General features: G+C 43.9%; 21 protein-coding genes. 12 read left to right on the top strand and 9 right to left on the bottom strand.

What is annotated here, in order from left to right; translation table 11 throughout:
- Nucleotides 1–41: 41 nt before the first annotated feature.
- The 3 genes from speF to speFL form a co-directional block, all read right to left on the bottom strand.
- Nucleotides 42–2204 (bottom strand): ornithine decarboxylase SpeF, encoded by a 2163-nt coding sequence (speF, locus tag SPUTW3181_RS19830; protein ID WP_011791051.1) that lies wholly within the window; start codon nt 2202–2204, stop codon nt 42–44.
- Nucleotides 2205–2262: 58 nt separating this feature from the next.
- Nucleotides 2263–3873 (bottom strand): IS1634-like element ISSpu7 family transposase, encoded by a 1611-nt coding sequence (locus SPUTW3181_RS19825; protein ID WP_011787758.1) that lies wholly within the window; start codon nt 3871–3873, stop codon nt 2263–2265.
- Between the two features lie 422 nt (nt 3874–4295).
- Complete coding sequence (gene speFL / locus SPUTW3181_RS22370) at nt 4296–4379, bottom strand: leader peptide SpeFL (RefSeq protein ID WP_224022194.1); 84 nt, start codon at nt 4377–4379, stop codon at nt 4296–4298.
- Nucleotides 4380–5001: 622 nt separating this feature from the next.
- Between speFL and SPUTW3181_RS19815 the strand changes: the two genes are divergently transcribed.
- The 4 genes from SPUTW3181_RS19815 (at nt 5002) to SPUTW3181_RS19800 (ending at nt 8651) form a co-directional block, all read left to right on the top strand.
- Entirely contained in the window at nt 5002–5352 is a 351-nt protein-coding gene (locus SPUTW3181_RS19815; RefSeq protein WP_011791050.1) for a YkvA family protein, read from the top strand.
- Nucleotides 5353–5540: 188 nt separating this feature from the next.
- Nucleotides 5541–6938: a hypothetical protein gene (locus tag SPUTW3181_RS19810; protein ID WP_041408265.1), complete on the top strand. Its 1398-nt coding sequence runs from the start codon at nt 5541–5543 to the stop codon at nt 6936–6938.
- 2 nt (nt 6939–6940) lie between these two features.
- Nucleotides 6941–7978 (top strand): acyltransferase family protein, encoded by a 1038-nt coding sequence (locus SPUTW3181_RS19805; protein WP_011791048.1) that lies wholly within the window; start codon nt 6941–6943, stop codon nt 7976–7978.
- An 82-nt stretch (nt 7979–8060) separates the two neighbouring features.
- Nucleotides 8061–8651: a hypothetical protein gene (locus tag SPUTW3181_RS19800; protein WP_011791047.1), complete on the top strand. Its 591-nt coding sequence runs from the start codon at nt 8061–8063 to the stop codon at nt 8649–8651.
- Nucleotides 8652–8828: 177 nt separating this feature from the next.
- Here SPUTW3181_RS19800 and SPUTW3181_RS19795 read toward each other — a convergent pair whose 3' ends face one another.
- Nucleotides 8829–10388, bottom strand: coding sequence for an ATP-binding cassette domain-containing protein (locus tag SPUTW3181_RS19795; RefSeq protein WP_011791046.1), 1560 nt, complete (start codon nt 10386–10388; stop codon nt 8829–8831).
- Complete coding sequence (locus tag SPUTW3181_RS19790; protein WP_011791045.1) at nt 10385–11986, bottom strand: ATP-binding cassette domain-containing protein; 1602 nt, start codon at nt 11984–11986, stop codon at nt 10385–10387. Before SPUTW3181_RS19790 ends, SPUTW3181_RS19795 begins: the two co-directional genes overlap by 4 nt.
- 318 nt (nt 11987–12304) lie before the next feature.
- Between SPUTW3181_RS19790 and SPUTW3181_RS19785 the strand changes: the two genes are divergently transcribed.
- The 6 genes from SPUTW3181_RS19785 (at nt 12305) to SPUTW3181_RS19760 (ending at nt 18963) form a co-directional block, all read left to right on the top strand.
- Entirely contained in the window at nt 12305–14422 is a 2118-nt protein-coding gene (locus tag SPUTW3181_RS19785; RefSeq protein WP_011791044.1) for a TonB-dependent receptor, read from the top strand.
- A gap of 92 nt (nt 14423–14514) precedes the next feature.
- Entirely contained in the window at nt 14515–15225 is a 711-nt protein-coding gene (locus SPUTW3181_RS19780) for a TetR/AcrR family transcriptional regulator (protein ID WP_011791043.1), read from the top strand.
- Nucleotides 15226–15297: 72 nt separating this feature from the next.
- Complete coding sequence (locus SPUTW3181_RS19775; RefSeq protein ID WP_011791042.1) at nt 15298–16239, top strand: ABC transporter permease; 942 nt, start codon at nt 15298–15300, stop codon at nt 16237–16239.
- Nucleotides 16236–17186, top strand: a complete 951-nt coding sequence (locus tag SPUTW3181_RS19770; RefSeq protein ID WP_014611500.1) for an iron chelate uptake ABC transporter family permease subunit — start codon at nt 16236–16238, stop codon at nt 17184–17186. Before SPUTW3181_RS19775 ends, SPUTW3181_RS19770 begins: the two co-directional genes overlap by 4 nt.
- Complete coding sequence (locus SPUTW3181_RS19765) at nt 17183–17965, top strand: ABC transporter ATP-binding protein (protein WP_011791040.1); 783 nt, start codon at nt 17183–17185, stop codon at nt 17963–17965. Before SPUTW3181_RS19770 ends, SPUTW3181_RS19765 begins: the two co-directional genes overlap by 4 nt.
- Nucleotides 17962–18963, top strand: a complete 1002-nt coding sequence (locus tag SPUTW3181_RS19760; RefSeq protein ID WP_011791039.1) for a siderophore ABC transporter substrate-binding protein — start codon at nt 17962–17964, stop codon at nt 18961–18963. Before SPUTW3181_RS19765 ends, SPUTW3181_RS19760 begins: the two co-directional genes overlap by 4 nt.
- Nucleotides 18964–19069: 106 nt before the next feature.
- Here the strand turns inward: SPUTW3181_RS19760 and SPUTW3181_RS19755 are convergent, their stop codons facing one another.
- From SPUTW3181_RS19755 to SPUTW3181_RS19740, 4 genes are all read right to left on the bottom strand, one after another.
- Nucleotides 19070–19654: a YSC84-related protein gene (locus SPUTW3181_RS19755; RefSeq protein ID WP_011791038.1), complete on the bottom strand. Its 585-nt coding sequence runs from the start codon at nt 19652–19654 to the stop codon at nt 19070–19072.
- Nucleotides 19655–19798: 144 nt separating this feature from the next.
- The gene (locus SPUTW3181_RS19750; RefSeq protein ID WP_011791037.1) at nt 19799–20734 is read right to left on the bottom strand and encodes a hypothetical protein; all 936 of its coding nucleotides are present in this window, start codon (nt 20732–20734) and stop codon (nt 19799–19801) included.
- 54 nt (nt 20735–20788) lie between these two features.
- Nucleotides 20789–21190 carry a nitrous oxide-stimulated promoter family protein gene (locus SPUTW3181_RS19745; protein WP_011791036.1) on the bottom strand — a complete coding sequence of 134 codons (402 nt, stop codon included), beginning with the start codon at nt 21188–21190 and terminating at the stop codon, nt 20789–20791.
- A gap of 138 nt (nt 21191–21328) precedes the next feature.
- Entirely contained in the window at nt 21329–21688 is a 360-nt protein-coding gene (locus tag SPUTW3181_RS19740; protein WP_011791035.1) for a DsrE/DsrF/TusD sulfur relay family protein, read from the bottom strand.
- 271 nt (nt 21689–21959) lie between these two features.
- Between SPUTW3181_RS19740 and SPUTW3181_RS19730 the strand changes: the two genes are divergently transcribed.
- The gene (locus tag SPUTW3181_RS19730; protein WP_011791034.1) at nt 21960–22841 is read left to right on the top strand and encodes a hypothetical protein; all 882 of its coding nucleotides are present in this window, start codon (nt 21960–21962) and stop codon (nt 22839–22841) included.
- A 126-nt stretch (nt 22842–22967) separates the two neighbouring features.
- Entirely contained in the window at nt 22968–23261 is a 294-nt protein-coding gene (locus SPUTW3181_RS19725) for a hypothetical protein (RefSeq protein ID WP_011791033.1), read from the top strand.

Raw genomic sequence — 23261 nt, 5'->3', positions numbered from 1 at the left:
GACTGCAGAGCGGGGTTAATTAACTCTGCAGTCAAAAACTGTTATTTAGCTAATACATAACCTAATGCTTGGATTTTGCCTTCGGCGGTGTTTTCGAGATAAACACCTTGCAACTCTGGCGAGAATCCGGGTAATAAGTTGATACCTTCTTCAAGGGCTAAGAAATAACGCTGTACAGCACCTCCCCATATTTCACCTGGAACCATACATAGCACTCCTGGTGGATATGGCAGCGCACCTTCGGCAGCGATACGACCTTCAATTTGAGAGAGTGGGACTAGTTCTACTTTACCGCGAATAAATTCAAGATTAGCTTCTTGAGGGTCCATTACCTTAGTTGGGAAATGTGCTTTTCTGAACATTTCTTTTTGCAATTGTTTTACATCATGGCTGACATAAAGATTATGCATTTCTTGGCAGAGTTGGCGGATAGTATAATCTTTGTAACGGGCTTTATTGGCGTTATAAACATTAGGTAAGACTTCGGATAATGGTGCATCTTCATCAACTAATTTTTCGAAGCGGGATATTTGCGACACTAAATGTTGCATTTTTGCCATATCTTCTGCGGGTGTCATCAGGAATAAAATCGAATTTAAGTCGCACTTCTCTGGAATAATATTATTTTCCCGTAAAAAGTTAGCCAAAATAGTCGCGGGAATTCCAAACTCAGTATATTTACCCGTTTCGGCATCAATACCCGGAGTTGTTAACAGGAATTTACAAGGATCAACGAAATATTGGCCTTTTTCATAACCGTCGAAGGAGTGCCATTTTTGACCGGGTTCGAATTCAAAGAAGCGTAAATCGTCGGCCATTTGCTCGGTTTCATATTCTTGCCATAGGCGACCGTCGATCATGGTTGGCACGAATGGTTTGATATATTTACACTTTTTAAGCAATAGCTTACGTGCTTCGATACCCGCTTTTACCGCTTCGCGCCACAGATAACGACCGCTTGCTCCTTCATGCATTTTTGCGTTCACATCCAGCGCCGCAAACAGAGGATAGAAGGGGCTGGTTGAGGCATGCATCATAAAGGCGTTATTGAAACGCTTATGGTTACAGTATCGCGCTTGGCCTTTGATATGCTTATCTTTTTTATGGATTTGTGAGGTCTGTGAGAAGCCTGCTTGTTGTTTGTGTACAGACTGCGTCACGATAATACCAGGATCTTCTGGCGTCAGTTCGAGCAGTAGTGGTGAACAGTCATTCATCATGGGAATAAACTGTTCATAGCCCACCCAAGCTGAATCAAACAGAATGTAATCACATAGATGACCAATACGATCAACCACTTGGCGAGCATTATAGATAGTACCGTCGTAGGTACCCAGTTGGATAATCGCTAACCGGAATGGGCGTTTTTCATCGGCGCGTTCTGGGGCAACTTCACGAATTTGTTCTCTTAAATAAGATTCTTGGAAACAGTGGGCATCTATACCACCAATAAAACCGAAGGGGTTACGTGCTGTTTCTAAATAAATCGGTGTTGCACCCGCTTGAATTAGCGCGCCATGGTGGTTCGATTTATGGTTATTGCGATCAAAGAGTACTAAATCCCCTTTTGCTAATAACGCATTAGTGGCCACTTTATTGGAAGAAGAAGTCCCATTGAGTACGAAATAAGTTTTATCGGCATTAAACACTTTAGCCGCATATTTTTGTGCATCCAGCGGCGCACCTTCATGGATGAGTAGGTCGCCTAATTTAACGTCGGCATTACACATATCAGCACGGAAAATAGTTTCGCCAAAAAAGTCGAAGAACTGACGGCCTACAGGGTGTTTACGGAAGAATTGTCCACCTTGATGGCCAGGGCAAGCAAAGGTGGAGTTGCCCATTTCGACGTATTTTTTGAGTGTCCCAAAGAAAGGGGGTAATAAAGCTTGCTCATATTTATTAACCGCAGTTTCCACCTGTTTTCCGTAGAAGTCAGTGTTATCTCCGCAGAGTTCAAATACCCCAGTAATTGATGAGCATACATCATCTGGGAAGGTTTCTTCACAGCAAACTGAAACGAAAATCGGTAGTTTTAATCCGGTATTTTTAATCTTTTCAACAATACCATTTCTAACATCATCAACAGAGACAACAGCCGCACCTACATCGCAAAAATCAGTGGTTAATACGTTGACGACTTCTCTGTCTATATCGAAACAAGATCTGACAGATAAGCTAGCGGCTACTTTTAATGATTTCATAGTTAATTTCCTTTTTGCTACTAAATAATTTGGATACAACCGACATTCCGCAGCTAATTTAGGAATAAACTACCTCATAGAATCTACCGAGTAATTTGAGTAGTTGTGTTTGGTGATCTTGAAGTCCAGTGATGAACCTTTGGCCGTTAATCTCTAGCGTATCTATGCCTTCGAATTGCAAGAAGACCCAACGTGCCGTCGGTCTGGAGGTCGTCTTGTTCTTTACCATACTTGGGAAGAACGCTTCGGTTTGTGCGAGTTGTTCTCTGATTTTGTGTTCTAAACTAGCGTAAACAAGCAAGCTCAACGTCATTATCATTAGCAACGCTTCAATGCGCTCAGGCTTTTTCAAGAAGATGGAAGAGGTTAAAAACTCAGGGCTTTTTAGAAAACGGAAGCCGCGCTCGACTTTTTGTTGCGATTTGTAATGTGCTAGAAGAGCCGCCATGGTGAGTGCTTCATTGTCGGTGTCATTCGTCGCGAGGATAAACATGCCTACTTTGAGCTTAGCCAGTTTTACTTTTTCTAGGTCGGTGAAGGGGGCGGCTTCGATAAAGTATTGGTATCCTGTCGGTGCTTCATCTGTCTTTGGGCGGCCCGAATGAGAGTAAGTCGGCTGTTTGATGAGAGTGCCTTGTTCAAACCCAAGTAAGTCACATTGTTTCTTGAAATCGTTAAACGCTAATTCTGCGTCAACTTCACAAGCGAATGGTTTTTTACTTAGCTTTTCCAACGCTTTGATTTCTTTTGCTATGTTTTTCTCTAAGTTCTTGAAGAAAGTGATTTCTTCCCGCTTGGTGGCCTGTTCACTGTGAACGAGCAACCAACGTTGATTGACCTTTCCGTAATCCGAGTCTATCCAACATCCTGAGTAGCCATGACCGATAGTGCTTAATTGCTCTGGCTCTAGCGCAAGTAGTGCTTGTTTTGCGAGCTTGATGGTCATGGGGACACGGGTAATGAATTTTTGATTTTGCTCATCTAGCGAGGAGATGCTTTCTTCGGTGTACAAAGCGGCATCAGCGATAAAGTAACGACTATTTTGCGCGGCTTTTAGGCAATGTATGTGTCTTTTAGTGACTTCAGCGAATGCCTTGGCATCATTGGTGTTACCACTCAGTGCTTGCATGTAAACAGGAATACCTGCTTGGTTTTCACAGATGAGTTCAAGCACGACTTGGTTAAGCTCTGGCCTATGATCCCGACTATAACCTCTTACAAGCTTAATCACGTTGGTGTTTTCATCTTGTGCATACTCACCATCAACGTGGAAGCTAGTGATATCAAGATGAACAGAATCGGTCGTCAAGCCCAGTTTATCAACAACACGCTCAGCAATAACCTGATAGAGCGCTGAGACATCGGCTTCGTATAGAGCATCTAATGTGCGGCCTAGTACATCATCAGTCAGGTGGTGTGCTTCAATGTCTTTGGCGAGTAGCTTAGATACAGGCTTGGTCTTAAAAAAGTCCGAGAACATGTGCAGTGTTCTGCTATGAAAGCCAAGTCCATTTAGGAGCATGGCCAATACCGCGTCACCATGAGAAACATTGTGGTCAGAATATTTTGGGATAACGGCATCTATCATCCGTGGCAGGCCAATTTCGTGACAAAAGGCGGCAATGAGACCAAGGTGATCTAAGCGTTTAATAACAGGATGGGTAGACATATTTTGAGACCGTCAAATAGCAGTAATAGATCAAAACTGTCGATCGCGGTCAAGATGGTGTCGTAGTTTTTATGAAAAGCTGATCGCCAGATCACACTATTTAAATTCTGGAATTAGCTGCGGAATGACGGATACAACAGTGCCTATACCTAATTAAAAATATTAATGGCATAAAAATTAGATATAGCTATTCCATGCGCAGCTTAGATGTGGCTATACGTAATACGCTAAATAAAATATTATTTGAAATATATTTTATTGGATGCGTGAATAGAGTAGCCGCAGAAAATCTGCACTAATAAAAGAATGCTTTGATAAGGGTGCGAGATAACAAACTAAGTTAATACAGTATGATAGGTGCCTACGTAAGTTGGCACAATACCACTTTAGACCTGTTACTTAGTTTACTACCTGCGCTAGGATCAGCGGAGAAAGATAAATGAATGGTCGAAATAATCACGTTGACTAGGCATCATGATATGTCGTGTGCGCCGGATATGCGCCATAATTTTAGATTTCCTCTTCATATACAACTCCATTATGACTTAGAGAAAATGATAGAAACGTTTTATTACGGTATAGAGTTTATCTGTGTGTTATAAATAAAAATATGATCAGTGTCTTGTTTTTAATTAAGTGTAATTATTTATTTCATCTATTTTTGTATTTGTTAAGTGCAGTCAATCGTCCTTAAGTACCATTATCTAAATTACAAATGTAAATATCCTTAATGCATTATAGTATTAAATATTGCATAAAACATTTAATGATATTTTTCTAATTATAATTAAATGACTACTACAATGGTGAACATCATTTATAGCGCATGCCATATTTGAATTGTTATGCATAAATATTCTTTATAAAATCATCTTTACCTATTAAAAGTGATAATGTTCTTAGATTTATTCTTAGATTTGAGGGGAAAGATCTGAAATTTGTCATTTGTGCCTAATATCGTGATTAGCTTGACGTAAATGGTGCTCGTTGACTTAGAGGCAGCAGTATACTGATTTCAATCATTTTTTATGTTGTAAGTGTTTGACTGGTATTTAGGTTACTATTTTGCACTGTTCCCAGTGCTAAATCGTCGTACACTGTGAGAGCTATATTATTGGAGAGAATATCATGGCGGATGAGCAATTTACTGAAACGGGATTTTGGAGCAAAATCAAACTCTTTAGCCGTCAGGCGGGCAAGGATGTCATTGAGCGCGCTCTATGGCTCTATTATGCCGCGCAAAGGCCGAATACACCTAAGTGGGCTAAGTCTGTGATTTTTGGGGCCTTGGCTTACTTTATCTCGCCTTTGGATGCGATCCCTGACTTGACACCTTTAGTTGGCTTTACCGACGATTTAGGCGCTCTCGCTGCTGCTTTGACTATGGTGGCTCTATATATTGATGATGAAGTGAAATCCCTCGCAGCAGATAAACTGGCACTTTGGTTTGGGGATGAGTCACCTAATGCTAAAAGTTAAGTATTCTGCGATGGCTTGTAACACGAATATTTTACGGTAAAAATATGATTTTATTAGCAGTTACTGATTCGGTGTGAATTTTAGCGTGTTAAAGGGGAATTATTTTTTTGCAAATGTTTCACTATTGCTTAATTGCGCTATATGCTAACGCTGTTTTGTGAACTCATTGTGTGTGTTTAGGCCAAGAAATGAAAAATATGATGGTGGTGCTCCTATGGTTTTTAGGTGTCGCCGCTGCAATCCCCGCGTTTGCTGATAAGGCATCTCCAGAACAACTTGCCCGTCTATACCTCGATTATATGACTCAAAGTAGTCGCCAGAGTGAAGTACTGTGGCCGGGATTTAGGCTTGAGGATAAAGTCCATCTGTTTAGCTATGGTGGCAATGTGTGGTTACGCCAACCAGGAGGCGAGATCATCCAAGATAACAGCGTGTTAGAATCTGTTAACTTGCATTCTGGATTATCAGTCAACTTTGGATTTCCACAATATCAGGGGCTACCAGGTGTTTTAATTCAGTTTGAAGCGCCGACAATTCAATTTGCTGCTGACACAAAAATCACCGATTTATCCTTTTTAGTTTGGGCGGGTAATAGCTTACACGAAGCATTTCATTTTTATGCTCAGTCGGAATGGCGAATATTAGAAGAAGGACGCCGTTATGAAGGTGAGGTTTTTCCGCTCAATCTTGACGCTCGCTATTACCGCTTACAGTTATTTAATGCCTTGATGGTGGCGTTAATGCAACCCGAGCAACAGTCTGTACAACTGGGTTATGCCGCCTATTGGCTACAGCTATGGCGTCAAATTGCACCTAACGAGGATAGGGCGGGGTATTTAAATGATCTCGTGGAAGGCAGCGCTAAGTATATCGAGTTAGTGGCAGGCGCACGCTTGTTAAGTCAAAATCAATCCTACTTGGGTTACCAAAAGCTGTTGTTGCAGTATGTTCATAATTATTATCAACAACAAAAGATGCTGGGTGGATGGGCTGCTGAGGCGGAAAATATTGGCGCTATTGCGGGCATATTATTAGATATCAATCAAGATCCCTATGTGTGGAAAGAATCGGTTATGTCAGGCATGTTAGCCGTAGATCTGTTGCTTAATCGTGTGAAGCCGATAGTGCCACCCGTTGAAAAACAGAGTGCGCAGAAAAAAAATTTACAGAATATGTTGGCCTATTATCCTGCAACACATCAGAAATTAGCGCAGTTGCTTAAGGATATTCAGGACCCAAAAGTGCCTTTACTCGTGATGCCAAGTGTGAGTGATAGCAGTAGTTTTATCGATGTGGGGGATGTGCGCTCAGGCTTTTACGTGGTGCCCTATCAAGGGGAGATGACACAAGCTTATTTAGGGATGAGTTCACAATTCAGCAACTTAAATGTTAATGGTAGTCCACTATTGGATGTCCCTCTACAGAATTATTGTGAGGGCATTGAAGCCGCAACTCTGTTACCTTTAGCATTTCCCTTCCAGCGCGAGGGGCAGTATTTAGTATTCAATGAACTGGAAATCCATGGAACAATCAGGGTTTCTGCAAGTGTTGTTGAGGGGCGAACTCTCTACTGTGCGATGAATTAATAATGAGAAAAAACCAACTCGAATTTACCTATATGCGTGGCATCGCGATTATCTTAATCGTACTTGGTCACAGTGTTTATAACTCTGGACAAGGGTTTCCACTGCTATTAGAAAACTTACTCAGGGGAGGCACTGCACTGTTTGTGTTTATCTCTGGCTATTTTTTTCATCGTATTTTCTACAAAGATTTTGATTATAGTAAGTTTATGAAAAATAAAGTACATAATGTACTTTATCCCTTTTTAATCGTGTCCTTTGTCGGCCTATTTTTCTTATGCTTGCGCTGGATATTCATGGAGCAACAACCGCTCGATAATGTGCTATTGAGTATCTTTTATACCGTGAGGAATGGTTATATCCTCTATCCCCACTGGTATATCCCCTTCATTATGGCGGTTTTTCTATTCTCGCCCGTATTTTTATGGTTTATCCGGTGTTCACAGTCGATGCGCTGGACACTCTTTGTACTGAGTTGTGTGGTGGCTATTTATCTGCATCGCCCCATAGGTAACGTCAATTTTATTCATTCTATGGTGTATTTTATGCCCTTCTATTTGATAGGCATTCTATATTCACAAGATGAACATCTTGTGACACGCTTTGGAGGAATAATCACTGGATTAGCGATCATTTTCTTAGTCGTGAGTTTGGTTGAGCAGAGCTATATAGTGGGGCATATTGGTAACTATCATAAAGCGCCATTTGAATATAATGGTGTCGATTGGCAATTTATCCAAAAGTTATGTTTGTGTGTATTAGCACTGAATTTCTGTGAGTGGCTTTCGGGGCGCAGCCGTTTACCTTGGCTGATAGAGATAGCGGAGATGAGTTTTGCCATTTTCTTTATCCATCCACTTTTCGATATGCTGATTGGTGTGGTCACTAAACTATTACGTTACCGTTTACCACCTGGGTCTTGGGTGACTAGCGTGCTGTTTTCTGCGGGGATTTTCATATTCCTCATGGTGGGCAGTATTATTACGGCACGGTTTATTAAAAAGCGCCTCGGCAATCGTTCTCGTACTTACATTGGTTGGTAATCCACACCACGAGCACAAGGGAAATTCAGTTTAAATTTATTCCCTTGTGCTAAGTTGTTTTTCATCAAAAATGGAGAACAATATGAAAAACAGCATTATCCTTCAGAGCCTTGGGCTCACAACGCTATCATTACTGGTCACGCCCTCACTCGCTAACACTGTTAAGCCACAGGATGCGTTTTTTGCGCAAATAGCGAGCCACTGTGGGCAAGCCTTTGCGGGCAAAGTGGTATCAGGTGATAGCGCCGATTCGGCATTTAGTGGTAAGCCGTTAGTGATGCATGTGCGTGAATGCACTGATACTGAGCTAAAAATTCCTTTCCATGTGGGTGATGACCACTCACGTACTTGGGTGCTGACAAAGACATCCCAAGGCCTTAGGCTAAAACACGATCATCGACATCAAGATGGCAGCGAAGATGCTGTGACCATGTATGGCGGTGATACTGTAGATGAAGGGACAAATCAAAAACAGTCATTTCCGATTGATAAAGAATCAATTGATAACTTTATGAAAAATGGTCTGACTCAGTCTGTGACGAATGTGTGGCATATGGCGATAACGCCAACGATGTTTAGCTATCAACTCACCCGTGAAAACCGCGATTTTAAAGTGGATTTTGATCTAACTCAGCCACAACCTTTGCCACCCGCTCCGTGGGGACATAAGTAATTGTCAGTGATAGTGAAATGGTATTTATTAAATGATAAATACCATTTCCTATTAAATCAGGTGACTAAAATATTAACACTTACCACAAGTGAACAGCATGTGTTATTGCGCTATTCAAATTCCGTCGCCCTAAACTAGATAAAACGCAGTTTTAGAGAGATACCGGGGTTTTATTGATTACCTCATGTCTATTATCTTAGTGGGTTGCCAGATAGTTTGATTGTGGTGGGAGACCAAAATTAGCGTGCATTTTTGTTCGCAAATCATCTTAGCAACGCGCTTTTCTGTCTCTTCATCTAATGCCGAGGTGGCCTCATCCATTATCAGAATTGGCGCATTTTTGATAAGCGCACGTGCTAAGGCAAGCCTTTGGCGTTCCCCTCCCGATAACCCTGCACCTTGTAAGCCGACTTCTTGGTAAATGCCCAGTTCTGATCTGTCTAATACTTCATCTAGCGCCACTTGGCGTGCTGCTTTATCTACGGCTTGATCGTCGGCATCAGGGTTACCAATGCGAATATTACTGGCAATGGTGCCTGTAAAGATGAGTGGATCCTGCGGCACATAGGCGAAAAAGCGGGCAAGTTCAGCAGTGGGGACTGACGTGAGTGGCACCTTGCCCAAAGTGATCAGGCCTAGGGTGGGATCATCAAAGCGCATCAATAACTTAAGTAAGCTGGTTTTACCTGAACCGCTCGGGCCGCCAATCAGCACGCGTTCACCTGGCTCGATAGTGGCATTGATATTTTGCACCGCAGGAGGAAATGTTACGTTATTCAGTTCGATTGTATGATTGTTCGGTGTCTTTTGTTGTGCTTGGCTTGGCTCTTTGAGCGTTGGCGCATGAGTCGCTTGTCGATAGTGTTTAATAGCCGCTAGCTGATCATTAATGCCTATTCCCGCCACGGCGAGAGTCTCAAGTGGCGCCGCCGCGCGCATGGTCAACATCAAGACAGCGAGCAGCATTGTCGTATTGTTTATACCGGATAGCACCAGATAGAGTGCCATGCCTGCAATAGGTAAAAAGCTGGCGATAGCCGACAGTAATGTTGCTATAGCAGCGGCGCGATTAGTTCGTTCCAATGCGATTTCTTGTGCCAACCAGTTTTGCTCCAACCGTGTTGTTGCGCCGCGATAACCTGCTGCTGTGCGCAGTAACTCTAGGTGGTCGATCAGTTCAAGGGTTGACTGATCCGCTGCCAATTCAGTGTTGTTTCGGTCCATATCTGCGCGGGCAAGGGCTCGTTGCGCCATACTCTGAATCACAAATGACACGAGCAACAAGCTAGCCAACATCAGTACCAGTGGTATGCCACCGATCAATCCTATGCCAAAGGTAATGCAGAGCGGAATAAGCGGTGCATGAATAAATACCTGAAATTGATGTGCCGGAATACTCATAAAGCCAGGAATACTTCGAGAGACAGTTTCTATGAGTAGTGTCCTGACACTCGGTGTAAACCAAGATAGTTTAGCTTGTTGCATGGTCGTGCCTAATGCACTGTAGAGCGCATTGGCCAGCTTTGCGCCAGCCCAAAAACCTGAACGCGAAGCCAGTATTGTGGTGAGTATGGTTATTGCGGCAATCGATAGCACTTTTTGCGGTGATTGCTGCTCAATAATGGCTAAAGCCAGTTGAATGTAGCATGCCGCTTCCAATATGGCCGCCACAGCCCAACCGCAGGCAACAGGTATTAAGTGCTTTATGGCTGCGTAATCTTGGGGATGATTTATCATTGGCCTTCTCCTTCCCTGTGATGATGCTTGAGTGTGAGCTTGTCATCCGCCAGCTCGGCAAGCGTTAAGTCATGGGTGACCATCACAATGGTTTTGTGGTTTGTTTTTGCGTGATAGCGTAGTGCTGTGAACACGTTAAACGCCGTTTCGCTGTCTAGGGCCGATGTGGGTTCATCAAGCAATATCACCCTAGCGGGTGAAAGAAATACACGAGCAAGATTAACCCGTTGTATTTCACCGCCAGACAGTGTGCTTGCATGAGTAGTTAAGGATTTATCCAATTGCGCGCAGTGTAATGCTGCTAAGTAATCCTCATCCGTGGCATCAGGTGCGGTGAGCGCGAGATTGTCGGCGATGGAGGTTGCCAGTAGTCCCGCACCTTGCGGCAATAGCATGATCGCGCGATTAATCGAGGTTTCATCCATCTCCTTGAGTGCAATACCAGCGAGTCGAATATCTCCGGCATTTAGCTGCTCCATGCCAGCTAATAAGCGCAGTAATGTGGATTTGCCAACACCACTGATCCCTGTAACTGCCGTGACTCTGCCAGCTCTAAATTGATAGTTAATGGGCACAGATTGATTGCTTGTAGACAGTGAAGGCACAACATTCGTGAGGGTGAGCGGCATATTTGCATTAAGCTCAATATTGCCGTTACCAACAGGAACTCTCGACTGCTCAAGAAAATCCGTTAGCCGCTGAGCGGCAGCGCGGCCCGTGGCAAGATAATCAAGCCCATGCCCGAGCTTTAGGGCTGGTGTGACAATGGCCAGACTGAAGAACAAGGCTGCAGCAAGCTTTTCTGGGGGCCATTCATACCCGATGGCATAGACAATGGCAAAAGTAGAGACAGCCTGCAGTAGTGATGTGGCCACTGCGACTGAAGTGGATACCTTGCTTACCCGCTCAATGATCTCCTCAATAAAATGCTTAGTTGCCTTTTGGTAGTCGACCATAGCACCCGTTTGTGCCCCATAAATGCGAAATACAGGTGCACCACGCGAGTAATCATCCACTGCAGCAGTGATATTTCCCATCACATTGACTCGTGCTTCCCCCTGTTTTGCAGCAAGCCTTGGGATCACCACCAAATAGAAAAGCGCTGCGACTAGGCCTGGGATAAGGGCAAGTAATGCCACTAGGCCCGCACTTAAGATCAGCAAACCGATAGTGATGGCAGGGACAATGATAAAGGTCGCTAACTCAGAGGGTAAATGCGCGATCATATGATGCAATGACGCTATGTCATCGACCATTAATCGCTTTAACTTTTCGCCCTTATATTTTGCCAAAGTACTTGGTGGCAGCCTGACAAGATGCGCTGCAACATGACGCCTTAATCTTCCAGAAAATTGCGCCTCAGCATTGTGGTTAACCCAAGATGCGCCAGCTGATAGCCGCGCTGACACGACCCCAAATATGAGCGCCCCCGCTAACCATAGCGAATGATGGCCAGCAATAAGTTGAATCATGCACCAGAGTGCACCTAGTGTCGTCACGCCAGCACCTGCCGCTAGCAGCATTCCGAAAGTGAGTGCGGGAATCGCCGGACGTAGGGCGAAGGCTAATGTTGAAGTGGGACTGAAAAGTCGCTGCATTTTAATGTTCACCTAAAAAATCGAAGTGGAACAGGCTGGGCTTCAGTCTGGAAAGTGTGATTAACACAAGGCCAATGAAGCGATGAAGTCTTGATATTGCAGAGTAAAAAATAGTCTGAGTGCCAGAGTTTATGGGTAAATGAACATCCACGAGCCAAATTCCTTGTTTCATAAAAATTGAACCGCCATGAGATGGCGACCATATTAAGCGGTCATTTTTATTTATCAACATTGTGTTGATAAATGTTTTGAGTGGCGATAATATAATTGATAACTATTCTCATTGGTGCAAATCTTTCGTATAAGGAGTTATTACACATGCCCCGATTTGGTAAGTTTTACCCACAATCAAAGTGGGTTATCGGTTCTCTTGCGCTGGGGCTTAGCGCTATTTCAGGCTCAACTATTGCTGACAGTGGAACTGCTCCGGATAAGCAATCCAAGCAACAAGATGCAGCGGGAAATATTGAAGTCATCACAGTTTACGGTCAGAAAATCGAGCGCACGCTGAAGGAAACGGCTAGCTCAGTGACAGTGATCACTGAAGAACAGTTGAGGAAAAATGCCGACCAATCAACGATTTCTGAAATTCTCGGCGGTACGCCAAACTTAATTTATGCCGGAAATACCGATGCGCCCATTATCCGCGGTACGGATACCAAAGGGCCTGTTGCAGCGGGTAATGCCTACTTATCTAAGCCTGTACCCGGGGCTACTATCAGTGTTGATGGTAAATATCTGAGCCCCGCAGAACTGGATTTAGGCGCCGCAGGCGTGTGGGATGTGTCGTCTATTGAAGTTTACCGTGGTCCGCAAACGACCAGTCAAGGAGCCAACAGTATTGCTGGCGCTGTAGTGATCCATACCCATAACCCCACTTATACGCCAGAATTTGCAGCGCAAGCACTTTATGGCAGTCGAAATAAGCAGCGCTTTTCGGTCATGGCGTCCGGTGCGCTCAGTAATGACTTTGCCGCAAGAATTAGCGCAGATTACAGCGCTAGAGATACTTTTGTTGATTACGTTAATCCCGATTTTACTGCCCATGATTTGGATTTTGAGTTTAAAAACCAAAATCTACGGGCGAAGTTGCTATGGGAACCCGAAAAATACAGCAACTTTTCCGCCATGCTGACTTATTCCTCCACTGAGGCTAAACGTCCCAGAAACGAGGTGGTATCAGAACCCTATGATGACTTAGAAAATCGTTCAATTTTTCAGGATAATCAGGAAGTCAGCAATCATGTCGGGATTTTTGATCTTGAATATGTGTTTTACAATGGGATGAAGCTGCATAACCAACTGCAGTATTCAGAAGGCCAGTTTGATTATCGATTTGCAGCACCTTATCAAGGGATTGCAAAACGAGATAATGAAAACTTTTCGAATGATATAAGGCTGAACTTTGGTGACAAGAGTTCAGAGTTTAGTGGGGTTGCCGGTGTCTTCTACTGGGATGATAAAACCAACAACAAGCTGAACAACGTATTTGGTCATGCCGACGCCGACCTGAGACATACCAGTTTTGCCCCCTACGGTGAAGTCATATGGCGCTTCTCACCCAAGTGGGCATTCACCAGCGCACTCCGTTATCAGTCTGATGAAATTAGCCACGATGGTATTGCTAGCTACATCCCAAACGTGCGCCATCAATATGAAGAGACATTTACGGCTTTATTACCTAAGGTTGCCCTGTCCTATGATCTGACAGATCACGTCTTAATCGGCGCTATGATCAGTGAAGGTAACATTCCAGGGGGCACAGGTATTAACTTCCGCGGTGGCGAATATTATACATTCGATGCCGAATCGGCATGGAACTATGAACTTTTTACCCGTATCGATCTGCTTGAACAGCGCTTAATCATAAATAGCAATCTCTTTTACACCCGCTTTAAAGATTCACAACGTTCAGTTACTGACTACCTCGATGGACGACCCTTTGGTTCTGTCATTATTAATGCCGATGAAGCGCAGAGCTATGGGATTGAATTAGATTGGAACTTTAAAGTGGCCGATAGTTTTAGCTTATATGGTGGGTTGGGTTTACTTGAAACTGAGATAAGTGAATTTAATGACTACCGTGGCGAGGAGTTTGTCGGCAACGAGTTTAGTAAAGCGCCGGGATATATGTTCAATATAGGGTTTGACTATTCAATCACAGACACTATCAAAGTGAGCGGTGATGTGCGCCATACGGATGGATACTTTTCAACGGATACCAATGAGCCAGAGTTAAGAGTGGGATCTTACACTACGGTAAACCTGAATTCTTCCTATCAAATCAACCAATATTTTGAAGCCTTTGTTTATGCGCGCAATTTACTGGATGAACGAGCTCCTGTGGCAAAAATGGCTGACAGAAGTACCGGAGGCGTGGATGCATATTTACTTGAACCACGAGAAATAGGTGTAGGCGTTAGGGCGAAGTTTTAGCAGCTAGCTTCTACCCGCGGTATTGGGTATTGCCATGCAGCGGGTAGCAAGAGCGGTTAGAATGGCATTTTTGCCTTGGAAACCTTATCGATATGACACAAGTACCGGATCAACCTACTCAAAAACGCCAGCGTGGCAGACCAAGCCGTATTTCCCGTGAGGCTATCGCCAGAGCTGCGTTGGAGATTGGAGTTGATCAAGCGACCATCCCAGCTATAGCGGCGCATTTAAAGGTCGATCATTCTTCCCTCTACCATCACGTAGCAGGTCGAAATGACGTTATCTCCATTGCTGCTGAGCTTGCTATCAATGAGCTGGACTGGCGAGCGCCAGCGGCCACCGATTGGCGGAGCGAATTGATCATATTGACCGATGCCATTTGGGCACTGTATGAGCGTCATCCTGGCCTCGCTGAATCTATTCATCAGGCCAGTGTTACGCCGTCATCGGGTATACGTTCTTTTGCTGAATCGGTCGAAAAGCTGCAACACAAAGGCTTCTCCCTCGATGAGGCAGTGCTTGCCGTTGATATCTTAGTTGACATGGTGGGGGAGTGCTTTTTGGGATGGTGGTCAACCACTAAACCAGAAGCCGATGGCCGGACACGTAAAGAGCGAATTATCGCAATTTGGGAAGATGAAGCCACCAAGCTCCCTGATAAAGCTGAGCAGATAAATGCGATGGTAGACATCATGAAGGTGGGCGCCCGCAAATGGTGGGAGCGAAAACGTGACTTAGTGTTAGCGGGTATTGCCGTTACCCATGCCCAAAAGGCAGGGGGATCCGATAAGGCTCAAACATAGCGCGTCGATATGAAAACCTCATAGCGGCTGCAGATTAGTACAAGATTTATTGCGTATAGGAAGTATCAGTTTGTGAAGGTGGTTTATGCACTGACGTGCTTTTTTGTGCTTTGTTTTGCCTCATTGCTGCTAGGCGCAAAGTATGCCTCTGTGGCGCAGATGCTGACGTTATCGGATGATGTCTGGTTGGTGTTATCTGCGAGTCGCTTGCCGAGGCTCTTTGCCTTGATTTGCTCAGGTGTAGGGCTCGCTGTCTGTGGCGTGATATTGCAGCAGATTGTGCAAAACAAGTTTGTTGAACCTGCTACTTGTGGCGGGCTTGATGCCGCCAAACTAGGGATATTAATTTCAATCATTCATGCCCCGAGTATGGGTGTCACCGCCAGAATGTTGGGGGCTTTGGTTTTTTGCTTGCTTGCGAGCTTAGCTTTTATTCTGATTATTCGTGGTATTCGGTATAAGAGTCCGGTGCTCATTCCAATTATTGGGATTATGTTTGGCAGTGTACTCAGTGCGATAGCGGAACTTTATGCTTATCAAAACAATATGATGCAAAGTATGCAGGGATGGATGCTGGGTGATTTTTCAAAAATCGTGCAGGGTAACTACGAAATCATCTATCTGATCCTTCCCGTAGTCATACTGACCTACCTTTATGCACAGCGCTTTACCATTGTAGGAATGGGCGAAGGCTTAGCTACCACACTAGGCCTGAGTTATTTCAACCTAGTTATCTTAGGGTTAGTGCTGGTTTCCCTGACCATAGCGACCACAGTTCTCACAGTCGGGAGCATTCCATTTATTGGTTTGATTATTCCTAATCTTGTCGCAATGCGTTACGGCGATAATTTAAAACGTACCTTGCCTATTATCGCCTTTGCTGGCGCAACACTACTGATTATCTGTGACTTGCTTGGTCGGCTTGTTTTGTATCCCTTTGAAATTCCGATAGGTCTAACGGCAAGCTGTTTAGGTGGACTCATATTTCTAGTTATCGTTTGGAAAATCAAATGAAAGACAGTGCATGGCGTTTTTTGAGCTGGGGGCTGCCTATTATGTTGGCAGTCACATTTTTATTGATGGGCTCAGGCTTTGATTTTGACTATGTCATACCGAATCGATTGGTGCGTTTGGGCACTATTTGCCTTGGTGGTGTCTGTATTGCGTTTTCTTCGATACTGTTTCAGACCTTAGCCGGAAATCGCATTTTAACGCCATCTATCATGGGGTATGAAGGGGTTTATTTGATTTTGCAGGCACTGTTGATCCTTATCTTAGGGACGGGAAGCAGTATTCTGATCACCGCTAACAGCAATTTCTTTGTCTCAGTCGTGGTGATGTTGCTTTACTCAATGGCGATTCATCGTTGGCTATTTAGTGGAGATCGACATGATGTGTTCTTCCTACTGCTTGTGGGCTTAGTGCTCACTGTGGTGTTAGGCAGTTTTACTCAGTTAATCCAATATTCTATCAGTCCCGGTGAGTTTTCTATTTTCCAGAGCTACAGCTTAGCGTCGTTCAACCGCGCTCAACCAGAGCAATTACTTATCTCTCTAGTACTTGTCAGTGCCGTGTGTATTGCCGCTTGGAGAGTGCGTGCTGTACTTGATGTATTACTAATGGGGCGGGAGCAAGCTATCTCTCTTGGTATTGATTATCAAAAAGTGGTGCGCCTGCTATTGGGTCTTATCGCGGTATTGGTCGCAATATCAACCAGTTTAGTGGGGCCGACTGCTTTTATGGGGATATTTGTCGCGAATATGGCCTATGCACTGGCAAGGCATCCGTCGCACTCATTTACCTTGATAACAGGATGCGCCGTTGCTATCTCGGTTTTTCTGATCGCGCAAATGCTTGTTGAGCATCTGTTTAATTATCAAACCAGTGTTGGGCTGTTAATTAATCTATTTTGTGGCGCCTATTTCTTTGTCTTAATTCTTAAACCTCGGAGCGCAGTGTGATAACCGTCAATAACTTATATCAGTCTTATGGCGCGAAACCTGTGCTAAAAAATGTCACTGCACAATTTCCCGAACATCAGATGACTTCTCTCATCGGCCCCAACGGTGCCGGCAAAAGTACCTTACTGATGTCGATTGGTCGGTTACTGAATATCCAGCAGGGCGAGGTATTACTCAAAGGTACTGCTATCCACAATATTCCCTTGAAGGATTATGCCAAGCAAGTGGCAACCATGCGTCAGTTTAACAGCCTCAATTTACGCCTGACGGTCAGGGAGTTAGTGGCATTTGGTCGTTTTCCCTATAGCCAAGGGGCACTCACAAAGGAAGATCATCGCGCCATTGATGAAGCGCTGTCGTTTTTAGCTTTAGAGTCATTAGCCAATGTATTTATTGATGAACTTAGCGGCGGACAGCGCCAAATGGCTTTTCTGGCAATGGCGATTGCGCAGCAAACGGATTATTTATTGTTAGATGAACCGCTCAACAATCTGGATATGAAACATGCCGTTAGCATCATGCGGGCACTTCGCCATCTGTGTGACGATTACAAACGAACGGTAGTGTTAGTGGTTCACGATATCAATTTTGCAGCTAACTACTCCGACTATATTGTCGGTATGAAGCAAGGCGTTGTGCACTGCGCTGGACCCGTTGAAGAGGTCGTTACAGCACAAAGGTTAAAAGCCCTGTACGAACTGGATCTTGAGGTGCTGAAAACGAGTCAAGGAACTGTATGTAACTATTTCAACTTCAACTTACAAGGAGAATACAAGTGACGTCGAAATGTAGAAGTGGGACTAAAGTGATAGCGATTCTGTTATTTAGCTCGGCTTTTTTGCTGGCCTGCGACAATAAAACCGAGTCATTACAGCCTGCATCATCGGATACGAGTGCTTCAACGGTTGAGTTGGAGTTTGCCCCGATAGAGGTAGAGCATAAGCTGGGCACTACTGTTATTACAAAACGGCCAGTACGCGTTGCCGCCTTAGATATGAATGAAGTCGACTATCTCGAACAGTTGGGTGTTCCCATTGTCGGTATGCCAAAGGATTTTGTTCCTTATTACCTGAAAGATTACAGCAACAATAGTGATATCGTTGATTTAGGTGCTATCGTTCAACCCAATATGGAACGTATTTATGCACTTAAACCCGATTTGGTGCTGATGTCATCCGTTCAAGCTAGTCATTATCAAGCGCTTTCCAATTTGGCACCAACCATTCATTTGGATATTGATTACCAAGACAGCAACAGCGATTACTTTGATATAGTCACAAAACACTTATTGATGCTGGGGAAATTATTCGATAAGCAAACCTTGGCAAAACATAAAGTGGATGAACTGGAAACTAAGATCCAAGCCGCCAGAATGGTGATTAAGGACAGGCCAGAAAAAGCATTGGTGGTGTTGCATAATAATGGCGCTTTTCGATTTTTAGGTATTCGTTCACGCTATGGGTTCATTTACAGTGCGCTAGGGGTTAAACCCGCTAGCCTTTCAGAGCAGATGGGATTGCACGGTCAACCTGTATCAAGCGAGTTTATTCTTGAAAACAATCCCGACATCATTTACGTGGTTGACAGAACCGCAGTGATGGAGCGAAGCCCTGTATTGGATAAACAATCTATCGATAACCCTCTCTTGCGTGAAACTAACGCTTGGAAGACGGGGAACATTATTTTTGTGGATCCCGAGGCTTGGTATATAACTGGGGCGGGCATAACATCCCTTAATATTATGATTGATGATGTGTTAAAGGGTTACGTAAAGTAGCTGACGACCCATAGCACGGTTTATCTTGAAGATAAAATAACGGCGAGTGATATCACTCGCCGTTTACATTGGAGGGAAAAGATTTAGCTTAAATGCTAAGGTCGTTTTAGTTAGCTCTAGGCTCAAAAGTGAAAGATTGTCCCGCTAACGCCGCTTCAAACATTAAGCCACCTTTTGCTGCGGTAAATACTGCCATACCATTGATATAGGCCCCAGTCGCGGATTGGTTTCCACCGGATTGGCCTGCAGCTGCAGAATTACCCTTAGTTCCCGCTTGTGCATTTGCCCCCATATTTATCGCAACAGCAGAAGCTTGGGCGTCGAACTCGAAACTACCGCTTGTAAAGGCATCGTAGGATTTTGCATCTTTAAAGAAGATGATTTCGCTGTAGGCTTGTCCTCCTAACTGAAAGCCTATGGATAGCTGAGTCATACTAGAATCACCAGTATAGACACCAGCTTGATAGACTCGTCCTTTTCCGTAGGCAGCACCTATACCAATACCGCCTTTCCCGATTGTTGGGAATAGGGCATAACCATAGGCAGTATCGAAAAATTTACGGGTTTCTTTTGCTTGATGGAAATTCGCTAACGCTTTGTTATAGCTGTCATCTGCTCGTGTAGCGGGGGCGGTAAAGAGGCTCACAATAAGGCATGTTGATACAGCAATTGCAGTTAAAAAAGATTTCATATGGATTCTCCTCAAGTACTCAGTTCCATCAGAGTACCCTTAATAGTGAATAATGACAGCTAATTACTGTGTTCATGTCAGCCGAGGTTCAGTTTGCTAGAGAAACGGCGAGGTTGATGCAGTATTGGATATTGAATCATGCTTTTAGTTCTGAGCGTTGTGTTTAGATTCTGCGGATTTGTCACTGACTTCATTCGATTCTTGTTGAAGGTGTTGCAGAAAGTCAAACTCCTCTGAAGTAAGTAGTTCTTCTGTTTGGGCTGTGGTTGTCGGTGTTGTAGGCGCAGCAAGATGCCCTTTTAAATAGGCGATACGGGTAATTTGTTTTAGGCCATAGGCTGCGAGTAAATAGATGCTCAGTAATAAGGTTAGGCGGGGTAAAGCGTGGGAGAATATGGAGAGTGAGTCACCAAGATAAAAGGGGATAACGACGACAAATGCGCGGATAAGCCAGTTAAGTAACATGGCTAAGGTTAGGCTAAAAAGCCAACGAAAACGGATTAAACGTAGGCTTGCCTGTGGTGCGTTGGGGGACTCTTGTTTGGGTACTTTGTAGCGTCTAAATAAAATCCACAGAGCAATAAAATATCCGCAGGTTTGTATCGAAAGTAACAGAGGTAACAGGATCCCCCAGTGGCTGATATCAATATTGATTTGATGCAGGATAATTTCAGCTTGAAACCAAATCGGATTTTTTTCTAAATCTATCCTGAGGAAGATATCGATTACTGCGATAAAAAGAGTAAAAATGGATGGCCAGTAATGTTTTGAAAAGCCAATAGGTTCAAAGCGTTGCTCTAAACTGCGTTTGCAATAAAGATAGAGCAAAGGCATAAGTAGGAAATATATTGGATTGATAAGATTAAATAAAATATGAATAGGGATCGGCGTATTATCGCGATTAAGCATGCCTGTGAGAAAGTAAAGTGCAATAAGACTGAGAAAGCTTGCCAGAAGTTTTTGATTGCCGTCTGCGTGGTAAAAATAGCGAATATAAATAGCGAGTGCGAGGCAATGCAAGCCTCCAAGTAATGATAGCCACCAATAAGCTTGAGCGAAAAAAGTATTAAATTCGTTCATGTGCGACACCTCGAGCCTTGTTATAACAGGGAAATGGGTGTCGCAAAAGTGTTACTAGGGGTTTTTCTTTGAATTGGCTATGCGTTGATGTCGATTGGATGCGGCCTCTGGCACTGTATCCGGAACTGGAACCCGTTCGGCGAGTAGGTGTTTAATAGCGCGTATCGGATGAGGTAACAGCATACGAGGTCCTGAGTAAATCATAATTTCTTTCACGATTTGTTTCTGGACGGGCTTGTAACAATGCACGGGGCATTTATTGCAGGTCGGCTTGTTTTGGCCGTAAGGACAGCGATCTAAACGAGTTGCGGCATAATCTAATAATTCAAGACAATCAGAACACAGACCATTTTCATCTTGTCCTTGGTGGTGTGCCTTGCAATAAATTTTCGCCATGGCAGCTATGGTTTGGTGTTCGTATAGAAGCTTGCCTGTGAGTAGTTCCGCTGCGTCCATTTGAATACCTTAGTCAGTTACTCGGATATCCTATCATAAGCAGTGAGATTGGCGCTGACAAAAGAGATGCGCCAATTTATGAAGGTGCGCACAAAATAAGGCTTTAAATTGATCAAGAAAATAATCTTAAGGTGCATCTTAAATATGGATGACTTTATCTGCGGCTAAGGTCCAACGAGTTAAATCCTGTAGTGTGCCAATGTCAGCGCCTTCAATAATCATCTCTGCATTCACACCACGGGCCTGTGCGCAGGTTTTACAGAGTAAAATAGGGACCTGTTGTGCGCTGAGGATTTCAAACATTTGTTGTAAGTTGTAGCTTAAATCCGGTGTTGTTTGGTTTTTGAGGGCACCAAAAATGGCATCTGACATTAAAAAGATCTTTAGACCTATCTGTTGTTCCTCTTGATCTTGCAATGCCATGGCAATCCGTAAGGTATTAAATAATTTTTCTGTGCCGTATGGGCTTGCATGGGCGACGATCAGTATTTGTTGCATAGCATTCCTTTTTTAGTGTTGCAAAATGTTGACTTATCGCTAAGTGGGGAGATAAAGCTTAAGTTTAATGCAATTTATTATAACGATTTGAGTGTAAGATCGTATAAAAAGGCATAATTACTTGATTTACACTGATAGTATGGACTTTAATAGCGGTTAATCTCTGCTCAATTTTTAGATAACCCCCGTTGCCAGCCACCTCAAGGGATATGGCTTGGTAAGCCAATTGACACAGCTTCTGACGAGAAGCGGCCATCAAAGGTGAACAAGAATGAAGATCATTGTCGTAATAATACTGATTGCAATCGGTGTATTCCTATTTCGTCGCGCGCAGCGCTTGGCGAAAGAGGAGCAAGAAGCAATAACACCTAAAAAGACGACTGAAAACTCTACGGTTTATACTGAGCATCCTGAGCAGGTTGAAACAACCACCGCCGTTAATGAGGTAAAGGCCGTCGTTTTGCCAGAATCTGAAGTTGTTACCGCAAAAGAAGTTGAAGCAGAGCTAATGCCCCGCGAACCTCAAGCTCAGACGGCGTCTCAAACACACACTCTTCATATTGCTCCTGATGTTAACGAGGCAGATGCGCCAGCAGCCCATAACGAAGAAGCGGTTATTATTTTAGGCTCGCCACCAAATGAAATGGGTGATCCAGTTGAAACCACACCTAAATTCGAGCCAATATCAGAGCTGGCAGCGCAATCCACATTAAATATGGGCTCAACTTCCTCGACGTCAGAGATCAGTTTTGCCGCGCCAGATACGTGGGCAAATATCACATTACAACGCGCCTTTGAAGAATATCAACGGGCGGGCTCTGCCCTTGAACGATACACCGCGCTACAAAATATGATTGGTGAGTGTTACAAGCAGCGTAAATCTGCGGATTATCTTAACTATGGCGCTCAGCTAACACAGCCTTATCTTGCACTTTTCCACGCCGTTTCTGCAGAAAAAGACGAAGTGTCTGAGCTAAAAACCTCCGGTTTTTTACAACTCGCTACATTACTCAGTGATACTCAGGCATTTGATGCCGCTATTGCACTGTGCCAAGAGGCATTACTGCTAGGCTTAAGTGATGGCACTGTGACGGGCTTTGAGGGGCGAATTAGTCGTATCGAAAAGGCTCAGGCAAAAGTAGCAAAGGTTTAACGCAAATGAGTGGATTAATCCCTTAGGTGAAAAGCGGTTATTTCCCTCGCTTAGGCAGTGTAGAATCCAGCTTAACTGAATGCGCAAAAGCGAACTAAGGTTCGCTTTTTTTATGGGGTAGAGAAGATGAAGTTACGTTATACCTTGCCCAGTGTCCTGTTGGGATTATGGCTACTGAGTGGATGTACTAAAGCGCCTGAATGGACTCTTTTCTATTATCCTAATACCGATATAGTGCCTGCAGAGTCTTTGCAAGTTGATGATATTAATGGTTATTACGATACGTTAGAGCAGTGTCAGCGTAAGGCGCTTGGGATGCAGCGTTTAAGTCAGTCTAGCACTGCTGGAGTGTATCAATGTGGGCATCTGTGTGAGATTGATGCTAACTCTGTGCTTGTTTGTAAGACTTTGAGTCAATAG

Origin of the sequence: Shewanella sp. W3-18-1, from assembly GCF_000015185.1 — a bacterium.
GTDB lineage: Bacteria > Pseudomonadota > Gammaproteobacteria > Enterobacterales > Shewanellaceae > Shewanella > Shewanella putrefaciens.
This window is presented reverse-complemented; position numbering and strand designations above follow the sequence as displayed.

Bases quoted from the DNA above. Each gene is read 5' to 3' on its own strand.
- SPUTW3181_RS19810 (WP_041408265.1), top strand. From the start codon at position 5,541: ATGAAAAATATGATGGTGGTGCTCCTATGGTTTTTAGGTGTCGCCGCT.
- SPUTW3181_RS19825 (WP_011787758.1), bottom strand. From the start codon at position 3,873: ATGTCTACCCATCCTGTTATTAAACGCTTAGATCACCTTGGTCTCATT.
- SPUTW3181_RS19740 (WP_011791035.1), bottom strand. From the start codon at position 21,688: ATGCAACAAATACTGATCGTCGCCCATGCAAGCCCATACGGCACAGAA.
- SPUTW3181_RS19750 (WP_011791037.1), bottom strand. From the start codon at position 20,734: ATGAACGAATTTAATACTTTTTTCGCTCAAGCTTATTGGTGGCTATCA.
- SPUTW3181_RS19800 (WP_011791047.1), top strand. From the start codon at position 8,061: ATGAAAAACAGCATTATCCTTCAGAGCCTTGGGCTCACAACGCTATCA.
- SPUTW3181_RS19785 (WP_011791044.1), top strand. From the start codon at position 12,305: ATGCCCCGATTTGGTAAGTTTTACCCACAATCAAAGTGGGTTATCGGT.
- SPUTW3181_RS19805 (WP_011791048.1), top strand. From the start codon at position 6,941: ATGAGAAAAAACCAACTCGAATTTACCTATATGCGTGGCATCGCGATT.
- SPUTW3181_RS19725 (WP_011791033.1), top strand. From the start codon at position 22,968: ATGAAGTTACGTTATACCTTGCCCAGTGTCCTGTTGGGATTATGGCTA.
- SPUTW3181_RS19815 (WP_011791050.1), top strand. From the start codon at position 5,002: ATGGCGGATGAGCAATTTACTGAAACGGGATTTTGGAGCAAAATCAAA.
- SPUTW3181_RS19755 (WP_011791038.1), bottom strand. From the start codon at position 19,654: ATGAAATCTTTTTTAACTGCAATTGCTGTATCAACATGCCTTATTGTG.
- SPUTW3181_RS19795 (WP_011791046.1), bottom strand. From the start codon at position 10,388: ATGATAAATCATCCCCAAGATTACGCAGCCATAAAGCACTTAATACCT.
- speF (WP_011791051.1), bottom strand. From the start codon at position 2,204: ATGAAATCATTAAAAGTAGCCGCTAGCTTATCTGTCAGATCTTGTTTC.
- SPUTW3181_RS19730 (WP_011791034.1), top strand. From the start codon at position 21,960: ATGAAGATCATTGTCGTAATAATACTGATTGCAATCGGTGTATTCCTA.
- SPUTW3181_RS19745 (WP_011791036.1), bottom strand. From the start codon at position 21,190: ATGGACGCAGCGGAACTACTCACAGGCAAGCTTCTATACGAACACCAA.
- SPUTW3181_RS19780 (WP_011791043.1), top strand. From the start codon at position 14,515: ATGACACAAGTACCGGATCAACCTACTCAAAAACGCCAGCGTGGCAGA.
- speFL (WP_224022194.1), bottom strand. From the start codon at position 4,379: ATGGCGCATATCCGGCGCACACGACATATCATGATGCCTAGTCAACGT.
- SPUTW3181_RS19770 (WP_014611500.1), top strand. From the start codon at position 16,236: ATGAAAGACAGTGCATGGCGTTTTTTGAGCTGGGGGCTGCCTATTATG.
- SPUTW3181_RS19790 (WP_011791045.1), bottom strand. From the start codon at position 11,986: ATGCAGCGACTTTTCAGTCCCACTTCAACATTAGCCTTCGCCCTACGT.